Origin of the sequence: Streptomyces sp. NPDC058464, assembly GCF_042721035.1 — a bacterium.
Taxonomy (GTDB): Bacteria; Actinomycetota; Actinomycetes; order Streptomycetales; family Streptomycetaceae; genus Streptomyces.
The window spans coordinates 270,890-286,848 of sequence record NZ_JBHXMA010000005.1 but is presented as its reverse complement, the minus strand read 5'-3'; the positions used below and the strand labels follow the sequence as shown (position 1 = coordinate 286,848).

17 protein-coding genes are annotated in these 15,959 nt (G+C 69.6%); 9 read left to right on the top strand and 8 right to left on the bottom strand.

Going from position 1 to position 15,959, the window contains the following annotated elements:
• The first annotated feature begins 515 nt into the window (after window positions 1–515).
• The gene (locus tag ACFWPQ_RS10005; protein ID WP_384031814.1) at window positions 516–776 is read left to right on the top strand and encodes a DUF397 domain-containing protein; all 261 of its coding nucleotides are present in this window, start codon (window positions 516–518) and stop codon (window positions 774–776) included.
• Window positions 777–780: 4 nt separating this feature from the next.
• Here ACFWPQ_RS10005 and ACFWPQ_RS10000 read toward each other — a convergent pair whose 3' ends face one another.
• Window positions 781–1,842 (bottom strand): helix-turn-helix domain-containing protein, encoded by a 1,062-nt coding sequence (locus ACFWPQ_RS10000; protein ID WP_384031812.1) that lies wholly within the window; start codon window positions 1,840–1,842, stop codon window positions 781–783.
• A 97-nt stretch (window positions 1,843–1,939) separates the two neighbouring features.
• Here ACFWPQ_RS10000 and ACFWPQ_RS09995 point away from each other — a divergent pair, with 97 nt between their 5' ends.
• The 4 genes from ACFWPQ_RS09995 (at window position 1,940) to ACFWPQ_RS09980 (ending at window position 7,388) form a co-directional block, all read left to right on the top strand.
• Entirely contained in the window at window positions 1,940–3,298 is a 1,359-nt protein-coding gene (locus tag ACFWPQ_RS09995) for an aspartate aminotransferase family protein (RefSeq protein WP_384031811.1), read from the top strand.
• 215 nt (window positions 3,299–3,513) lie between these two features.
• On the top strand, window positions 3,514–4,215 hold the full coding sequence (locus ACFWPQ_RS09990; RefSeq protein ID WP_384031809.1) for a GntR family transcriptional regulator: 702 nt from the start codon (window positions 3,514–3,516) through the stop codon (window positions 4,213–4,215).
• Window positions 4,212–6,659, top strand: a complete 2,448-nt coding sequence (locus tag ACFWPQ_RS09985) for a dolichyl-phosphate beta-glucosyltransferase (protein ID WP_384031807.1) — start codon at window positions 4,212–4,214, stop codon at window positions 6,657–6,659. Before ACFWPQ_RS09990 ends, ACFWPQ_RS09985 begins: the two co-directional genes overlap by 4 nt.
• Window positions 6,660–6,737: 78 nt before the next feature.
• Window positions 6,738–7,388: a hypothetical protein gene (locus ACFWPQ_RS09980; protein WP_361286394.1), complete on the top strand. Its 651-nt coding sequence runs from the start codon at window positions 6,738–6,740 to the stop codon at window positions 7,386–7,388.
• A gap of 42 nt (window positions 7,389–7,430) precedes the next feature.
• On the opposite strand, the gene ACFWPQ_RS09975 is transcribed toward ACFWPQ_RS09980, so the two are convergent.
• From ACFWPQ_RS09975 to ACFWPQ_RS09960, 4 genes are all read right to left on the bottom strand, one after another.
• Window positions 7,431–7,835 carry a hypothetical protein gene (locus tag ACFWPQ_RS09975; protein ID WP_384031932.1) on the bottom strand — a complete coding sequence of 135 codons (405 nt, stop codon included), beginning with the start codon at window positions 7,833–7,835 and terminating at the stop codon, window positions 7,431–7,433.
• A gap of 5 nt (window positions 7,836–7,840) precedes the next feature.
• Window positions 7,841–8,104 carry a hypothetical protein gene (locus tag ACFWPQ_RS09970; protein WP_384031805.1) on the bottom strand — a complete coding sequence of 88 codons (264 nt, stop codon included), beginning with the start codon at window positions 8,102–8,104 and terminating at the stop codon, window positions 7,841–7,843.
• Window positions 8,105–8,178: 74 nt separating this feature from the next.
• Window positions 8,179–8,418 (bottom strand): hypothetical protein, encoded by a 240-nt coding sequence (locus tag ACFWPQ_RS09965; protein ID WP_384031803.1) that lies wholly within the window; start codon window positions 8,416–8,418, stop codon window positions 8,179–8,181.
• A 247-nt stretch (window positions 8,419–8,665) separates the two neighbouring features.
• The gene (locus ACFWPQ_RS09960) at window positions 8,666–9,073 is read right to left on the bottom strand and encodes a hypothetical protein (RefSeq protein WP_384031801.1); all 408 of its coding nucleotides are present in this window, start codon (window positions 9,071–9,073) and stop codon (window positions 8,666–8,668) included.
• A gap of 124 nt (window positions 9,074–9,197) precedes the next feature.
• Between ACFWPQ_RS09960 and ACFWPQ_RS09955 the strand changes: the two genes are divergently transcribed.
• The 3 genes from ACFWPQ_RS09955 (at window position 9,198) to ACFWPQ_RS09945 (ending at window position 11,116) form a co-directional block, all read left to right on the top strand.
• A complete protein-coding gene (locus ACFWPQ_RS09955) occupies window positions 9,198–10,034 on the top strand; it encodes a helix-turn-helix transcriptional regulator (RefSeq protein ID WP_384031799.1) in 837 nt (278 codons plus the stop codon).
• Window positions 10,031–10,279, top strand: coding sequence for a DUF397 domain-containing protein (locus tag ACFWPQ_RS09950; protein WP_384031797.1), 249 nt, complete (start codon window positions 10,031–10,033; stop codon window positions 10,277–10,279). The genes ACFWPQ_RS09955 and ACFWPQ_RS09950 overlap by 4 nt, the downstream gene beginning before the upstream one ends.
• 357 nt (window positions 10,280–10,636) lie before the next feature.
• Window positions 10,637–11,116, top strand: coding sequence for a hypothetical protein (locus ACFWPQ_RS09945; RefSeq protein ID WP_384031795.1), 480 nt, complete (start codon window positions 10,637–10,639; stop codon window positions 11,114–11,116).
• 182 nt (window positions 11,117–11,298) lie between these two features.
• Here the strand turns inward: ACFWPQ_RS09945 and ACFWPQ_RS09940 are convergent, their stop codons facing one another.
• Window positions 11,299–11,925 carry a YbhB/YbcL family Raf kinase inhibitor-like protein gene (locus tag ACFWPQ_RS09940; RefSeq protein WP_384031793.1) on the bottom strand — a complete coding sequence of 209 codons (627 nt, stop codon included), beginning with the start codon at window positions 11,923–11,925 and terminating at the stop codon, window positions 11,299–11,301.
• Between the two features lie 150 nt (window positions 11,926–12,075).
• On the opposite strand from ACFWPQ_RS09940, the gene ACFWPQ_RS09935 reads away from it, so the two are divergent.
• The gene (locus tag ACFWPQ_RS09935; RefSeq protein ID WP_384031791.1) at window positions 12,076–12,969 is read left to right on the top strand and encodes a helix-turn-helix transcriptional regulator; all 894 of its coding nucleotides are present in this window, start codon (window positions 12,076–12,078) and stop codon (window positions 12,967–12,969) included.
• Here ACFWPQ_RS09935 and ACFWPQ_RS09930 read toward each other — a convergent pair.
• Both ACFWPQ_RS09930 and ACFWPQ_RS09925 read right to left on the bottom strand, forming a co-directional pair.
• The gene (locus tag ACFWPQ_RS09930; RefSeq protein ID WP_384031789.1) at window positions 12,932–14,317 is read right to left on the bottom strand and encodes a HupE/UreJ family protein; all 1,386 of its coding nucleotides are present in this window, start codon (window positions 14,315–14,317) and stop codon (window positions 12,932–12,934) included. The two genes, ACFWPQ_RS09935 and ACFWPQ_RS09930, sit on opposite strands and share 38 nt — an antisense overlap.
• Complete coding sequence (locus tag ACFWPQ_RS09925; RefSeq protein WP_384031788.1) at window positions 14,314–15,507, bottom strand: DUF3500 domain-containing protein; 1,194 nt, start codon at window positions 15,505–15,507, stop codon at window positions 14,314–14,316. The genes ACFWPQ_RS09930 and ACFWPQ_RS09925 overlap by 4 nt, the downstream gene beginning before the upstream one ends.
• Window positions 15,508–15,959: the final 452 nt, after the last annotated feature.

Here is a 15,959-nt window from a genome sequence, read left to right as displayed (position 1 = left end):
TGCCCGCCATAAGGGATCCACGCCAGAGTGGTCAATAGTGGATCGAAGCAAAAAGGGGGAGCGAATCTCCGCGGACCTCCCGACAATTCAGGATGATCCGGGTGATTCGCTCCCAGGTGTCACAGTAGCCGCTGCGACACCGGCCACCCATCGACATGGGCGGCGAATATCTCTGCCACCAGTATCTGAGCCTCGGGGCTTTGTGGCAAGTGGCAGATAGCCGCTTTCCCATCGGCCTTCGCGCCCATCGCCAGCCGCCCACCAGCGGACTGGCCTGCGGCCGCGATCACTCTTGCGCTGCACGCACACGGCCACCTGGCCAATAGCCGTGTCGCAGACGAGGGGAACGGCATGAACACAACACCCCCCGGTCGATCTGTCGACTCATTCGGGTCAACGATCTGTCGCTAACTCGGTAAATACGAGGGCTCATCAACGGGCGACGCTCACTCGGTGCAGTATGGACATGCATTAGCCGCTTCAAACATGCTACGTTGCCCCTCTGCGCCCGCATCATGCAGCCGCGCCGCCCGAAACTGAAGCAAGTAATCGCACCGGAGCATTTGATGACGACACTCGCCGGCTCTTCACTGAAGTGGCGAAAGAGCACCAGAAGCGCGGAAACCAACTGCGTAGAAGTAGCCTTTGCGCGAGATGTTCTGGTACGCGACTCAAAGGACCCGGGCCGCCCTTTTCTGAGATTCTCCGCACCTTCCTGGAATTCTTTCCTGGACTCCGGTCGCTCCGGCTCGGACGACCCGGCGCAGGCCCGTTGAACCCCTAGGCGACGCCCTCGGCGGAGTCGGAAAGGTCCGGTTCCGCCGGGATCATCGCCGCCAGCCGGGACATGGCGAAATCCAGCACTGACGGGGCGCCCTCCGCACTGGCCAGCTGTTCCATGTCGAAGAACGTCTCCAGGAAGCGCGCGGGGGCCTCGTCCTCGACCCAGTCCACGCCCTCGCGCACGATGGCGTCCCCGTTCGGCCGCTCCGCGTAGAGCACGATGTCCTCTTCCGGGTCCTCGAACTCGAAAAGAACGTACGAGTTCCGGAAATAGCGGTAGAGCCCCTGCGTGAAAGGCAGGACCCGCAAGGTGATCTGCGGGTGATCCGTCAGCTCCTTGAGACGCTTCACCTGGCGCCGCATGACGTCGGGGCCGCCGACGACCCTGCTGATCGCGTTCTCGTCCAGGATGAAGTGCATCTGCGGCCCGTCGGAGCGGAGCAACCGCTCCTGGCGCTCGAGGCGGAGTTCGGACCGCTCGTCCACCTTCTCCGGCGGGCTCGTCAGCCGCAGCACCTCATGGGCGTACTCCTCGGTCTGGAGGAGACCGGGCACCAGGATCGGCTCGAACGTGCGGATTATCGAGGCAGAGCCCTCGTACCCCAGCAGGAGCAGGAAGGTCGGAGGCGCGCTGTCCCGGTAGCGATCCCACCAGGGCCGCTCACGGGCCGCCCGCGCCATGGCGGTCAGCCGGTCCACCAGCGCCCGGTCAGTGACCTGGTAGTGGGCGATGAGGGCCTTCAAGTCCGTTATCGATATCCCGTTTCTCCCGGACTCGATGCGGATCAGTTTCGACAGCGACCACTCCATCTCATTGGCCACCTCGCGCTGGGTGAATCCGGCCGACTCCCGTAACCTGCGCAACTGGTCCCGCAGCTTGCGTCGCTGGAGCGCGGGGTCTGTCAGCGGCACCTGCGCACCCCCCGTCGTGTACATCGCGATGAAGGCCCGCGCGGGAAGGTCTGCCACTGCGCATCTGGCGATTTCGCATGCGGCGATGCGGCAACAGGCCTGGTGCACAAAGGCCACCTGGAACAGAGCATCGGGCAGAAGGCCCACCCGGACAAGCGATTCGACAGACTGTCGTGTCCACCCCCCGACCACGGAACATGTCGCCGATACCGCTCCCGTACCGGACACACCTACGCTCCCCGCCATGACCCCTCAGCCCAATCCCCAGGCCGGAGCCGCCGTGAAGGCGGCCGATCGTGCGCATGTCTTCCACTCCTGGTCCGCGCAGGACCTCATCGACCCGCTCGCCGTGGCCGGCGCCGAAGGGTCGTACTTCTGGGACTACGACGGCCGGCGCTACCTGGACTTCACCAGCGGGCTCGTCTTCACCAACGTCGGCTACCAGCACCCGAAGGTCGTCGCCGCCATCCAGGAGCAGGCCGCGAGGATGACGACCTTCGCGCCCGCCTTCGCCGTGGAGGCGCGGTCGGAGGCGGCGCGGCTGATCGCCGAGCGCACGCCCGGGGACCTTGACAAGATCTTCTTCACCAACGGCGGCGCCGACGCCATCGAGCACGCCGTCCGGATGGCCCGGCTGCACACCGGACGCCCGAAGGTGCTCTCCGCCTACCGCTCGTACCACGGCGGCACCCAGCAGGCGATCAACATCACCGGCGACCCGCGCCGCTGGGCCTCCGACGGCGCCGCCGCCGGGGTCGTGCACTTCTGGGCGCCCTTCCTCTACCGCTCCCGCTTCTACGCGGAGACCGAGGAGCAGGAGACCGCCCGGGCGCTGGAGCACCTGGAGACGACCATCGCCTTCGAGGGGCCGGGTACGGTCGCGGCCATCGTGCTGGAGACGATTCCCGGGACCGCCGGGATCATGGTGCCGCCTGCCGGGTATCTGGCGGGGGTCCGGGAGATCTGCGACAAGTACGGGATCGTCTTCGTCCTGGACGAGGTCATGGCCGGGTTCGGGCGGACCGGCGAGTGGTTCGCCGCCGACCTGTTCGGGGTCGTACCCGACCTGATGACCTTCGCGAAGGGCGTGAACAGCGGGTATGTGCCGCTGGGCGGTGTCGCGATCAGCGAGAAGATCGCCGAGACCTTCGGCAAGCGGCCCTACCCGGGCGGGCTGACCTACTCCGGGCATCCGCTGGCCTGCGCCGCCGCCGTCGCGACGATCAACGTGATGGCCGAGGAAGGGGTCGTCGAGAACGCGAAGCGGCTGGGGGCCGAGGTGGTCGGACCCGCGCTCGCCGCGCTCGCCGAGCGGCACCCGAGCGTCGGCGAGGTCCGCGGGGTCGGCATGTTCTGGGCGCTCGACCTGGTGAGGAGCCGGGAGACCCGGGAGCCGCTGGTGCCGTACAACGCGGCCGGCGAGGCGAACGCGGCGATGGCCGCGTTCGGGGCCGAGGCGAAGAAGCAGGGGCTGTGGCCGTTCGTGAACATGAACCGGACGCATGTGGTGCCGCCGTGCAATGTGAGTGAGGCGGAGCTGAAGGAAGGGTTCGCGGCGCTGGACGCTGCGCTGAGCGTGGCCGACGAGTTCACGGTGGCGTAGGGCCGCGTTCTCGGCTGCGGGTGCGTGGGGGCTGGTCGCGCAGTTCCCCGCGCCCCTGACGGGGCGCGACTCTCACGCTCCTCACAGCCGACCCACGGGTAGCTTCCCGGGTACAGAAGGAGTACACCCGGAACCCGAACGCGTAAGGTGGCGTGCTCGTACATGTATCTGTAAGCGAGCACGTCACCCGTACGCGTGAGGAGAGGCACCCGACGATGCCCGGCAACGGCGCTGTGACCCGCAGTACCCTGCGCCAGCAGATCGCGGACGCGCTCCGTGACGAGGTGCTCGCCGGGCGGCTGCAGCCGGGGCGGGAGTTCACGGTCAAGGAGATCGCCGAGCAGTACGGGGTCTCCGCCACGCCGGTCCGGGAGGCGCTGGTCGACCTGTCCGCGCAGGGCATCCTCGACGCCGACCAGCACCGCGGCTTCCGGGTGCCGGAGTACACGCTCGACGACTACCGGGGCATGATCGAGGCCCGCAGCCTGGTCACCGACGGCATGTTCCAGGCTCTCGCCGACGGCCTCCACCCCGCCTTCAAGGACCCCGAGGAGCCCCGGGTGGCGGCCGCCCTGGCCGCGGTCCGCCGACGCGGCGAGGAGGCCCAGCGCGCCGCGACCGCCGGTGACCTGACCATCCTCATCGGCTACGACCTGAGGTTCTGGCGGGAGCTGTCGGCCCTGTTCGGCAACCCCTACCTCGCCGACTTCCTGCACCGGCTGCGCGTGCAGTCCTGGGTGTGCGCGGTGCGGCATCTGCGCCGGCTGCCCGATCTACGCGGGTATCTGTGGTCCCGGCACACCGAGTTGGTCGACGCGCTGTCCCGCCGGGACGCCGAGGCCGCCCGGGGGATCGTCGCCGCGTACAACACGCACTCACTCGCCCTGATCGAGCGACTGGCGGAGAAGAACGGATGACCGCGCCCACGGAGACCACGGAGGACGAGGACAGGGGGAACGTCGACCTTTCCGTCGTCATCCCGGCGTACAACGAGGAGGAACGGCTCGGCCCGACCCTCGACGCCGTCACCCGCTACCTCGCCGACAACGAGAGCCGCTTCGGCTCCTGGGAAGTGGTCGTCTCCGACGACGGCTCGACGGACGGGACCCGCGAGGTCGCCGCCTTACGGCACCCGCACGTCCGGCTGGTCACCGCCGACCGGAACCGGGGCAAGGGCAACGCCCTGCGCCTCGGTGTCGCAGCGACCGGCGGCAGCCGCGTGCTCGTCACGGACGCCGACCTGGCGGCGCCGATCGAGGAGCTGGAGCGGCTGGACAAGGCGCTCAGCGAGGGCAGCGCGGCGGCGATCGGCTCGCGTGCGGTGCCGGGCGCGGAGATAGCCGACCACCAGCACCGGCTGCGCGAGCTGCTCGGCCGCGCCGGGAACCTGCTGATACGCGCGACCGCCGTGCCGGGGATCAAGGACACCCAGTGCGGGTTCAAGCTCTTCGACGGCGACCTGGCCCGCGAGGCCTTCGCCGACTCGCGGCTGGACGGCTGGGGCATCGACGTCGAGGTCCTGCAGCACCTGCACGGCGGCGGCCACCCGATCGCCGAGGTTCCGGTCCGCTGGAGCCATCAGCCCGGTTCCAAGGTGGGCCCGCTGGACTACCCGAGGGTCCTCGCCGACCTGGCCCGGCTGCGCGTCCGCCGCCTGCGCCCGGCCGACCTCCTGGTCACCGTCCTCTTCCTCGCCCTCTCCGTCGCCCTCTACTCGGGCCGCTTCTTCGACCCGGACCACCGCTATCTCGTCGACTCCCTCCAGGACCAGAACCAGTGGGAGTGGTTCTTCGCGGTGACCGCGGACAACCTCGCGCACTTCCGCAACCCGCTCTTCTCCGACTTCCAGAACTTCCCCGACGGCGTGAACCTCATGGCCAACACGGTCATGCTGGGCGTCTCCGTCCCCTTCGCCCCGCTGACGCTCATAGCCGGTCCGGCCGTCTCGCTCTCCGTCTGCATGGCGCTGGGGCTCGCCGCGACCGCCGTCGCCTGGTACTGGCTGATCGTGAAGCGGGTGGTACGGCACCGGGGTGCCGCCTTCGTCGGCGCGGCCCTCGCGGCCTTCGCGCCGCCGATGGTCAGCCACGCCAACGCGCACCCCAACTTCGTGATCCTGTTCATGATCCCGCTGATCATCGACCGCGCCCTGCGGCTGGCCACCGGCGCCCGGGTCCGGCGGGACGGGATCGTGCTCGGCCTGATGGCGGCCTACCAGGTCTTCCTGGGCGAGGAGCCGTTCCTGCTGGCGGCGATGGGGATGGTCCTGTTCGCCCTCGCGTACGCGGTCGCGCGGCCGGAGGTGGCGAAGGAGGCCTGGCGCCCGCTGGGCAAGGGCCTGCTGATCGCCGGGGCGGTCTGCCTGCCACTGGTCGCCTTCCCGCTCTACTGGCAGTTCACGGGCCCGCAGAGCTACCACAGCGTCCTGCACGGCGACAACGCCGGAAACAGCCCCCTGTCCCTCCTCGGCTTCTCCGAACGCTCGCTGCTCTTCGGGAACGCCGGCCGCGCCAACGAACTCTCCCTCAACCCCACCGAGCAGAACGCCTTCTACGGCTGGCCGCTGGTCCTGGTCGCGTTCGGGATCGTCGTACGGCTGTGGGAGCGGCCGCTGGTCAAGGCGCTGGCGTTCACCTCCGTGGCCGCGGCCGTGCTGTCCCTGGGCCCGGAGATCCGTATCCCGCTGACGGAGACGGTGTATCCGGGCCCCTGGGCACTGGTGCGGAAGTTCCCGCTCTTCGAGTCCGTCATCGAGGGCCGGGTGGCGATGATCTGCGCCCCCGCGCTGGGCATCCTGCTGGCGCTCGCCCTGGAGAAGATCCTCGCCACCCGCCGCGTCGGCGCCCAGTACTTCGGCCTGCTGGCCGTCGCCCTGGCCCTGCTCCCGATCGTCCCCGCCCCGCTCAAGTCGGAACAGCGGGAGGCGGTCCCGGAGTTCATCAGCAGCGGGCTGTGGAAGTCGTACGTCGGCAAGGGCGAGTCCCTCGTCCCCCTCCCGCTCCCGGACCCCGGCTACGCGGAGGCCCTGCACTGGCAGACCAGCGCGGGGCTCGGCTTCAAGCTCCCCGGCGGATACTTCAACGGCCCCTACGGCACCGACCGCACCGGAATCTACGGCGCCGTCCCGCGCTACACCTCCAGCATGCTGCGGGACGTCCGGTACACCGGGAAGGTGCCGGTGATCGGCAAGAACTGGAAGGCGCAGGCCAAGAAGGACTTCGCGTACTGGAAGGCGGGGGTCCTGGTGGTCGCTCCGCAACCCAATGACGAGAAACTACGACAGGCGGTGGAGGCCCTGACCGGAAAACCCGGTAAGTGGACCGGCGGGGTCTGGGTATGGGACCTGCACGAGGGGAGCTGACCGGCGCCGCACGGATTACTCTTCCCTGACCACCTGGCTGAGCACTTGCTGTGAACGCGCTGATACTAGGAGCCCTCTTTGGCCTGTGACCTCTGGCTGGTACCGCTGGTCGACGTGTTGTGCCACACCCCCGACAATCCGTTCGCCGAGGAACTCGCGCAATACAACAAGGTGCTCGCCGAGGCCGGGTTGCCCCCGGTGCCGGTGTACCAGTACATGCCGGGCCTGTCCGGCGAGGTCGCCCCCGTGGCCGGCTTCGACTACGACGCGCTCCACTTCCTCCGCCGCGCCTATCTCCTCCAGGTCTGCGGCCTGCCCGTGTCCCCCGTGGACGACCTGGGCGGTGACTACGAGCAGCTCCTGGAGATGTTCGAGTCGACGGCCCAGCAGTCGCACCTGGTCTGGCACTACGACCACGCGGGCGCGTACGTCCCGGTCGACTTCCCGCATCCGCTCTCCAGCGACGAGCTCCTCGCCAGCGGCGGCCCCCTGGGCTCCGCCCACGCCCTGCTGCGCGAGCTGGAGTACGTCGCCCCGTCGATCGGCATCGACCCGGCGAACCCCCCGGCCCCGCCGCAGCCCCCCGCCGCCCCGACGGACCTCGAAGAACCGGCGGTCCCCGCCCCCTACGACCCGAGCCCCTTCGCCCGCGAACGCCACGTCTGGCTCGGCCTGCACGCGGCGGCGACCCGGAGTCTGGCACAGGGCTCGATGATCGTGTTCAGCTGACGGGCGGGGCGCCCGGGAGGCGGACGCCCCGGCCGACCGGGATCACCTCTGCTGCGGCAGCCTGATGGTGCGCACGAGGGGCATGTCGGCATAGCGGTCGGGTTCGACGGTCACGACGTGACGGCCGTCGGGCCAGTCGATGGTGGGCCGAGACAGGTGGACCGCGTGCCCGAGCCGCCACTCCACGCCGTCACGCAGCAGCGCGCCGACCGTGGACGCGCCCGCGAAGTCCAACTCCACGATCTCGACGGCCGGAAGCGCACCGACATGCTCCGCGAGCCCCTTGCGCATGCCGTCGGCGGCGGCCAGGCAGAGCGCGGGGACGTAGACGTGCCGGGTCGGCCCGTGCTCCGTGTTCGCCACGAAGTGGGAGGCCAGCGAGTTCCCCGAGCCCAGCGCCAGCAGGGCGGACTCGTCGAAGACGACACCGGTGGAACCGGCCCTCATCGCGCTCACAGGCTGTCCACCGGCCGACCGGCCTCAAGGTCCTGCCAGATCTTCTCCACCCGGTCGTGGTCCTCGTCGGTGAACGTCACCCCGAAGTGCGTCTCGCAGTACGCCTTCGTCTCCTCGTACCGCTTGCGCAGTTCCTCCTGCGTGGGCGTGGCCCCCGCAAGCTCGGCGATCAGATCGCGCATGGTCATCCCGCGCTCCCGGGCGAGCACCATAAGTCGGTCGCGGACGATGGGGTCAACCTTGACGGTGGTGTCAGCCATGACGCAAGTATACCTCCGGTATACCGTCTCGGGCCGTTCAAGCAAGACAGTCATTGGGTTCCTTTCTCTTTGAGCTAGGCCGCCACGAGGCGAACTTTTTGCAATTCACCCGCAGGCGACTCGGATTCGTACGGCCTCTCGAATACCTCGCAGGTCGTCGAGTACTGCCGAGTCACCGGATCCCGCCGCACCACCCGCCGCAGATACCGCCGTTCCTCCAGCTCACGCAGGGACGCGACGATCGACATGCACCCTTCGCCGCGCTGCGCCGCGAGGATGCGCTCGGTGATCCAGGAACCGTTCGGCAGCCCCAAGAGGTACGTCAGTACGCCTACCGCTCCCCAGGACAGACGTCGGTCCCCGAAACGGGAGTTGGCGAGGGCTGCGAAGGCGCGCAGGGGCGCCGTACGATGAACGCGCATCGGAGCTGTTCTCTCCAGGTGTCGAGCCCCCGGGTGTTGGCGCACCGCGGGGGCAATCTCGTTGATCGTGACTTTAGGGCCTCGCAAAGAGCCGAACGCAAGCCACAATCCCTTTTTCCTGCCTGTTCGTTGACGCATTTCACCCAGGCGAGTGAAGCGCGGTCCGCAGCAATCGCGTGTGCACGAAGCGCCCGTGCGCGGTGGGCCGATAGCGCCAGGCCAGCGGCCACGTCATGTCGTCCAGCGCGGGAATCGGGATGTACGACACCCGGGCCGGAACGGCGGTCAGTCTGGTCACCTCCGCAGGCCAGGGCAGGTGATCCGTACTCCCGGCCGGAACGAGGAAGTACACACACCGGCGCCCGCTGGCGACCTCGATGACGGGTCCGGGGTCACCCCCGGTCATCTCCGCGAGCCGGTCGGCGAGTTGCCGCCCCCACTCCCCGTCGTCCACCCGCACCGCGTCGAACTGGACGCCGGCCTTGCGGAGTTGAACGCCGGAGGCCGGTAGCCAGCCGAGGTTTAACTGGTCACTTTGCGTGTTCATGGGACCAGTTTGGGGAGGTGGGGCTACCGTCGCCATAACTCTGAGTCGACCGCCGAATACGGTCGGATATCGGGGTGGGTTGGTTGTGACCGGTTGAGTTCGGTTGATTTCGGGGGTGACCGCAATGGCGCGGGCTGAGAACAAAGAGGAAGCGAGCGGCACGGCACAGATGGTGGCCGCCCTGGCGAAGGCACTGCGGGAGCAACAGGAGCTGACACAGGAGGAGTTGGGTAAGCGGACCGGCTACACGGCATCCGCGATCAGCGCCATGGAGACGTGCGCGCAGCCCGCCAGCGACAGGATGCTGGTGAAGCTGGAGGAGGCGATCGGCGGCGGCATGGGGATCTTCGAGAAGGCCCGCAAGTACATGCTGCTGGAGAAGTACCCACCTCGGTTCCGGGGCTTTTCGGAGCTGGAGGCCGGGGCGGTCACGATCTCGTCGTACGAGACGCACGTGGTCGACGGCCTGTTCCAGACCGAGGACTACGCACGAGCGCTGATCGGGGGCGGCTTCCCGCCGGTCTCCGAGCAGAAGCGGGAGGAGCTGGTCGAGGCGCGGCTGGCCCGCCGGGCGCTGTTCAAGCGGGAGCCGACGCCGATGATCGAGCTGATCCTCGAAGAGAGCGTGCTGCGGCGGCCGTTCGGCTCCTGGGAGGTACTGCGCGGACAACTGCTCTCGCTCGTCGAGGACGCGCGGCGGGACAATGTGTGTCTGCAAGTGCTGCCGATGGAGCGGGGGTTGCGGGGCTCCTACGCCGGTGACCGCGGCCCCATGAAGATGGTGGTGACCGCGGACCACGAGCACGTCGTCTACATGGAGATCGAGGACCAGGGCATCCTGGTCAGCGAACCGGAGGAAGTGTCCCAACTCGCCCACCGCTATGCGAAGATCCGCGCACAGGCCCTGAGTACCGACGACTCGGTTAGCCTCATCGAACGGTTGGCAGGAGAGAAACGATGACCCGCACCGGAACCCTTCGGTGGTTCAAGTCCAGCTACAGCGACGGCGGGGGCGGCGACTGCGTCGAGACCGCCTACACCTGGCGCAAGTCCTCCTACAGCGACAGCGGCGGCGGGAACTGCCTCGAAATATCCCCCTGCCCCCACACCATCCACATCCGCGACTCCAAGACCGCCCCCGACGGCCCCCACCTCGCCCTCTCCCCCGCCGCCTGGGTCGGCTTCCTCACGCAGCTCGCGAACTGACCGGCGGGCGCGCTCCCGCCTCGCAGGCACACGCCCACGAGTCACGCGCGCCCCGGCAGGGCAGACCCGGCCCCGACCGGGCGGGACACAAGTCGGCCAAACGCCTCCGCTGCTGCCGGCCCTGCTGGTCAACCACGCGAAGGAAGTCCTGCACATCCCCGGCCGCCGTCCGCCCCGAGGGCGCGAACCGGCCACGCGGCCGAGGGGGTTGGCGACCCGGCGCACTGAGCCACGACCGGCGAACATCGGCGCCATCCGCCAGAGTGGTTTGCCAGAAGCACTTGCCGATCGGCCTCCTGACCTCCCCTATCTTCGAAGCGTAGCCAGGCGGCTACATTGAGTGAAAGGGGATCAGGGATGCGTTCGAAGTCCATGGGTCGCGTGGCGGCCGTCGCCTCGATGGGCCTGCTGCTGGCCGGAGCGGTGAGTGCCGGATCGGCTCAGGCGCAGTCCGCTGCGCAGGCGCGGTACCCCGGTGGGCTCGTCACCTACTCGATCGAGTTCTCCAACCCCCAGGAGAAGGACGACAACGACCTTCCCGAACCCTACGGGCGGGTCTTCGTGAAGGATGACGGCCTTCGGCAGACCACCCTGTGGGAACACCCGGACCTGGACATCAACACCCCCACCGTGCCGCGCTACCCCGAGGCAGGCGCCACGCACCGGTTCGCCGACCACCTGATCAGCGAGGTGTGCGCCTACGTCGGCGAGGACGACACCGGCATCAACGCCGACGACATCCTCGCCCAGGGCTGCGAGCCCTTCCACGGCCCCGGCGCGTACACCATCCCCGGTCCGGACGGAGAGGTGACCGTCACCGTCTACCACATCGGCTGATCCCCTCGGCGCACGGATGCCCTGCCCTCCTACCGGGGGTGGGGCATCCGTGTTGTGGCCGCTCGCACGCTTCTGACCCGTGGAAGCACGACACTGCCGAGAAGCGGGCGGCCCCGACGGTCAGTTGGTGGCGGGCGCGAGGCCCTGCAGCCGTGCCCCGGACGACCGACCGGCCGACCGGCCTACCTGCGCGCCGTCGCCGTGATCGTCGCCGTGCCGATCACGTGGGTCGACATGGTGAAGCGGGTGAGTGCGGCCGGGGTCGCCGCGGGCAGCTGCAGGCTCGGGGTGTCCAGGGCGTAGACCGTGATCCGGTAGTGGTGGGTGATGTCGCCGACCGGCGGGCAGGGGCCCAGGTAGCCGGTCTGGCCGGCGTCGTTCGTGCCGGCGACCGCGCCGGCCGGCAGGGTGGAGCCCAGCTCGGGGCTGGTGGCGGGGATGTCCCAGGTCTGCCAGTGCCAGAAGCCGGAGCCGGTGGGGGCGTCGGGGTCGAACATGGTGACCGCGTAGCTGCGGGTGCCCTTGGGGGCGCCGTGCCAGGACAGCCGCATCTGCTTGTTGTCGCCGGAGCAGCCGAAGGCGGCGCCCGCGTAGGAGTCGGCCGGGATGGTGCCGCCGTTGCGGATGTCGGGGCTGGTGACGGTGAACCGGGCGGCGGAGTCGGGGACGACCTTGCGGACCTGGGTGTAGCCGTACCCTCCGTCGTCCGCGCGGCCGGTGTGGGTGTCGGCGTCGGCCGTGGTGACGCCGGTGGTGACGGCGGCGGCGGCCGCGGTCAGCGCGGCGGCGGCTCGGATCGACGTTCTCATGGTGCCCTCCTGGGTGGTGGGTGGGGTGTCTGCGGTGGCACCACGATCAAGGAGGCGGGACGCCGGCAGGAAGGCTCTCGGATTGCTGGCATTCGGGATACCAGGCTCGCGGGTCGACAGCGCGCGGCCGGGGTCGGGATCATGAGGGGTATGGCGGGTATGGCGGGTATGGCGGGCATGGCGGACAGGGTCGGCGGGCGGGCACCTCGGCGCGCGGAACTGGGTGAGTTCCTCCGGGCCGTGCGGGCGCGGCTGCGGCCCGAGGACGTCGGGCTGCCGGACGTGGGCCGGCGCCGTACGCCGGGGCTGCGGCGGCAGGAGGTGGCGCAGCTCGCTACCGTCAGCATCGACTGGTACATCCGGCTGGAGCAGGGCCGGGTCGGCATGCCGGGCGCGGCCGTGCTGGACGCGGTGGCGCAGGCGCTGCGGCTGTCGCCGTCCGAGCGGCACCATCTGCATCTCCTCGCGCGGGACGAGACCCCGGTGGCCCGGCACCTGTCCGCGCCGGTCGGCGACTCGCTGCGCGTGCTGCTGGCCGGGATGCCGCTGATCCCGGCCTATGTCGTCGACTTCCGTTTCGACGTGCTGGCCCACAACGCGGCCGCGACGGCTCTGTTCGGCGCGGGCTTCGGCACGGCCGGGGAGCTCGGCGGCAACACCGCGCGGGTGCTGTTCCTGGAGCCGGGTATGCGCGAGGTCCAGCTGGACTGGGCGCGGGTGGCCCGTGAGACGGTCGGCAACCTGCGGGCGAACCTCGCACGCCACCCGGACGACCCGCGGCTGCACGAGGCGATCGCCGAACTGCGGGACGGGAGCGCGGAGTTCACCGCATGGTGGGAGGACCACACGGTGAAGCAGCGCGCCCACGGCCGCAAACGCATCCGGCATCCGGTCGTGGGCGAACTGGCCCTCTGCTACGACACGCTCGCCACCCTCGACGGCTCGGACCAGTGCCTGATCGCCGTCACCCCGGCGGATCCGGCGGCCGAGGGCGGCCTGCGCAGGCTCATGACCGGTCCGGGGCTGCACGCCATCGGGGCCTGAGCCCGCCCTGTGGGGTGCCGCGCAGGCGGGTGGCCAGGGTCCATCCGGTGCTGACGAGTGCGGCCAGCGTGAGGGTGACCAGCAGCAGTGTGGTGTGGGAGCCTGCGCTGTCGGCGGCGCGGGCGACGGGGTTGGGCAGGCCGAGGCGGTCGACCAGCCAGCCGAGGGCCGCGATCCCGGTGAGCGTCGCGCCGGTCAGGCGGAGCGCGGGCTGGACGCGCAGCCGGGCGAGGACCAGGAGCGAGGGCAGGGCGAGGCAGACCAGCAGCAGCTGGACCAGTTCGATGCCCAGGTTGAAGCCGAGCAGGCTGGTGACCAACTGGCCGGTGGAGAGGTGCATCTCGGCCAGTACGAAGGAGAACGCCATGCCGTGGCCGAGGCCGAAGACGCCTGCCACGACCGCTTCCCGGCCCGGGAAAAGGGGGCGGATCGCGTGGATCGCGCCGACCAGGATGCTCGCGGCGATGAACGCCTCCACCGGCCAGGACGGGATGTCGAGCCGTCCCAGGGAGCTCGCGGCCAGGGCGACCGAGTGGCCCGCGGTGAAGGCGAGGGTGATGCCGCCGATGCGGGCGAGTGCCTTGCGGGGGCCGACCAGGCCGGTCCAGCGGCCGCCGGTCGCGGCGAGGGGGGCCGGCAGGAGCAGGATCAGCAGGAAGAGCAGGTGGTCGGTGCCGGTGAGGATGTGGTTGCCGCCGAGTTCGACCATGGCGACGAAGCCGCGCCAGGCGCTGCCGGGGCCGAGGTCGACCTTCAGGGCCGGGACCTTCATGTGCCGGATGTCCAGCTCGATGGTGCCGACCTGGGTGGTGCCCTTGCCGTCGACCTGGCCGTTCGCCCAGTCCTGGCGGACCGTCACGAGGGTGACGTGGGTGACGACCTGGTGCACGATCACGTCGTAGTCGAAGGTGAAGTGGCGTACGTCGGCGCCCGCGGGCGGGGTGAGGACCGCGGCGACGGTCAGTTCGCGATACGGGCCGGTGGACGTCTGCCGGGTGGCGCTCAGGTGCATCGAGCCGACGGCGACCTGCCACGCCTTGCCGCCGGTGGTGGTCGGGTGGATGTGCCGGCCGAGGTAGGCGCGGATCGCCTTGGTCCGCGCGGCCGGGACGGTCCTGCCGGTGACGTCGTCCAGATCGATGCCGCTGGCCCGGGAGAAGTCGGAGACCGGCAGTTCCAGCCGGGCGGACACCGAGGACCGGTACACGTCCAGCTGCACCACCGAGTGCGGCATCGGATGCGCGGCGGCCGGCGACGCCCCGAGCAGGAGCGCCGCCGGCACCACGATCGCGATCCCGGCCACCAGGCGTGTCAGGGCGGTGGTCAGCCAGTTTCGCGGTCCGGTCATGAGAAGGAGAACTCGTTCCCGTAGTCGCGGGTGTGGTCGCGGTACACGGTGTGGTAGTGGACCTGGTCCTGGTACACGACACCGTTCTGGCAGACGAACTCGACCCACACGCTGGGACCGTCGATGCGCACGTAGTCGCCCTGGGTGTCCAGGCCGGTGCCGCCGGAGTAGGCGACGTAGGTCTGGTCGAGCTCCTTCGCGTATGTCTTCATCAGCTGGGCGGCGGTGGCGTCGTCCACGTCCGCGATCCACGGGTGGATCGCCGCCAGGACCAGCTTCTTCTGCTTCGGCGACAGCTCGCTGGCCTTGATGCCCTCCTTGGTCTCCGGGAAGTCGCCGTCCTTGCCGGGACCGAGCAGCACGTCGCTGAACGACTCCGACAGCTTGGCCTCGGCCAGCTGCGAGGTGCTCAGGCTGCCGGTCAGCTTCAGCAGGCCGTCGCGGAACTTCGCCAGCGGCGCGTACGTGGTGCCGTCGTCCGCGGTCCAGCTGGTCGGCTCGACGCCGGTGAAGAAGGGGCTGGCGCCGGAGACCTTGCCGTCCTTGTACGTGATGTTCACGGCGAGGTGGTGGCCGCCGAAGTGCAGCTGCCAGGTGCCGGTCTTGGACGGGGTGCCGAGGAGCGCCAGGTAGTAGTAGCCGCTGCCGTACGAGAAGCCGCCCGCGCCGCCGCCACCGGAGGGCGGGGCGCCGGTCGGGACGTCGGTGGGCGCCGCGGAGGCGGAGTCGGTGGCCGTGGCGGAGGGGTCGGCGGAGGCCGAGTCCGTCGCCGAGGCCGAGTCGGTCGCCGTGGGCGCGTCCGTCGGCGCGGCCGAGGAGGAGCTGGTGCTCTCGGCCGAGGCGAGCACGTCGTCGGCCTTGAGGGTCTGCAGGACGTGCTCGTAACCGGTGTCCTTGCCGGTGCCCAGGGCCGTCTTCAACAGGGCCTCGGCGGCGGCCAGCTGGTCGTCCGACAGGGTGCTGAACTGGATGCCGGGGCGGCAGGTCCCGCCGCAGGGGAGGTTCGACCAGGCGGTCGCGTTGGCCTGGGTGAGGTCCAGCAGGGTCGAGGCCTGCTGGTCCGAGGTCAGCGTGTTCAGAAAGGCGTTGGCGGCGCTGACGACGGCCGCGGTGCCCTTGGCCTGCTTGTCGACCGGCCGCTGGACGCCCGCGGCGGATTTCTCAGCGGCGGGCGTGGACGCATTCGCCACGGCGAATCCACCACCGGCGAGTACCAGAGCCGTGGCAGCTCCGAGTACGGCCCGACGAGTCCGCCTGGAGCGGACCAGGCGGGTTCTTTCTTTGCTCATTGACTGCCCCTTCGGCATGCCGAACTAGCCATACGGAAGCATCCGTTGGCTGGTCGGAAGAGTGTGGGAACGCGCGGCGGACATTACCAACAACAACGTTGACACTCAATGCGAAAGCCCGATCGGATAACAGCGTCCAATTATGGGCGGTGCAAGATTTTCAGGATTCACAGAAACAACGAAATCCACAAATGAAATCGACAGGTCCCTCTTATTCGGGAAAAAGAAAAAGTGGTGGGGGCCCCCCCCGGGGGGGGGGCCCCCAAGGGCAAAGCGGAGGGGGAAAAAAAAACTCGGGGGGCCCCCCCAGCGCAGAAAGAATTTTGGGGGGGGGGGGGTGGGGGGGGTGGTGG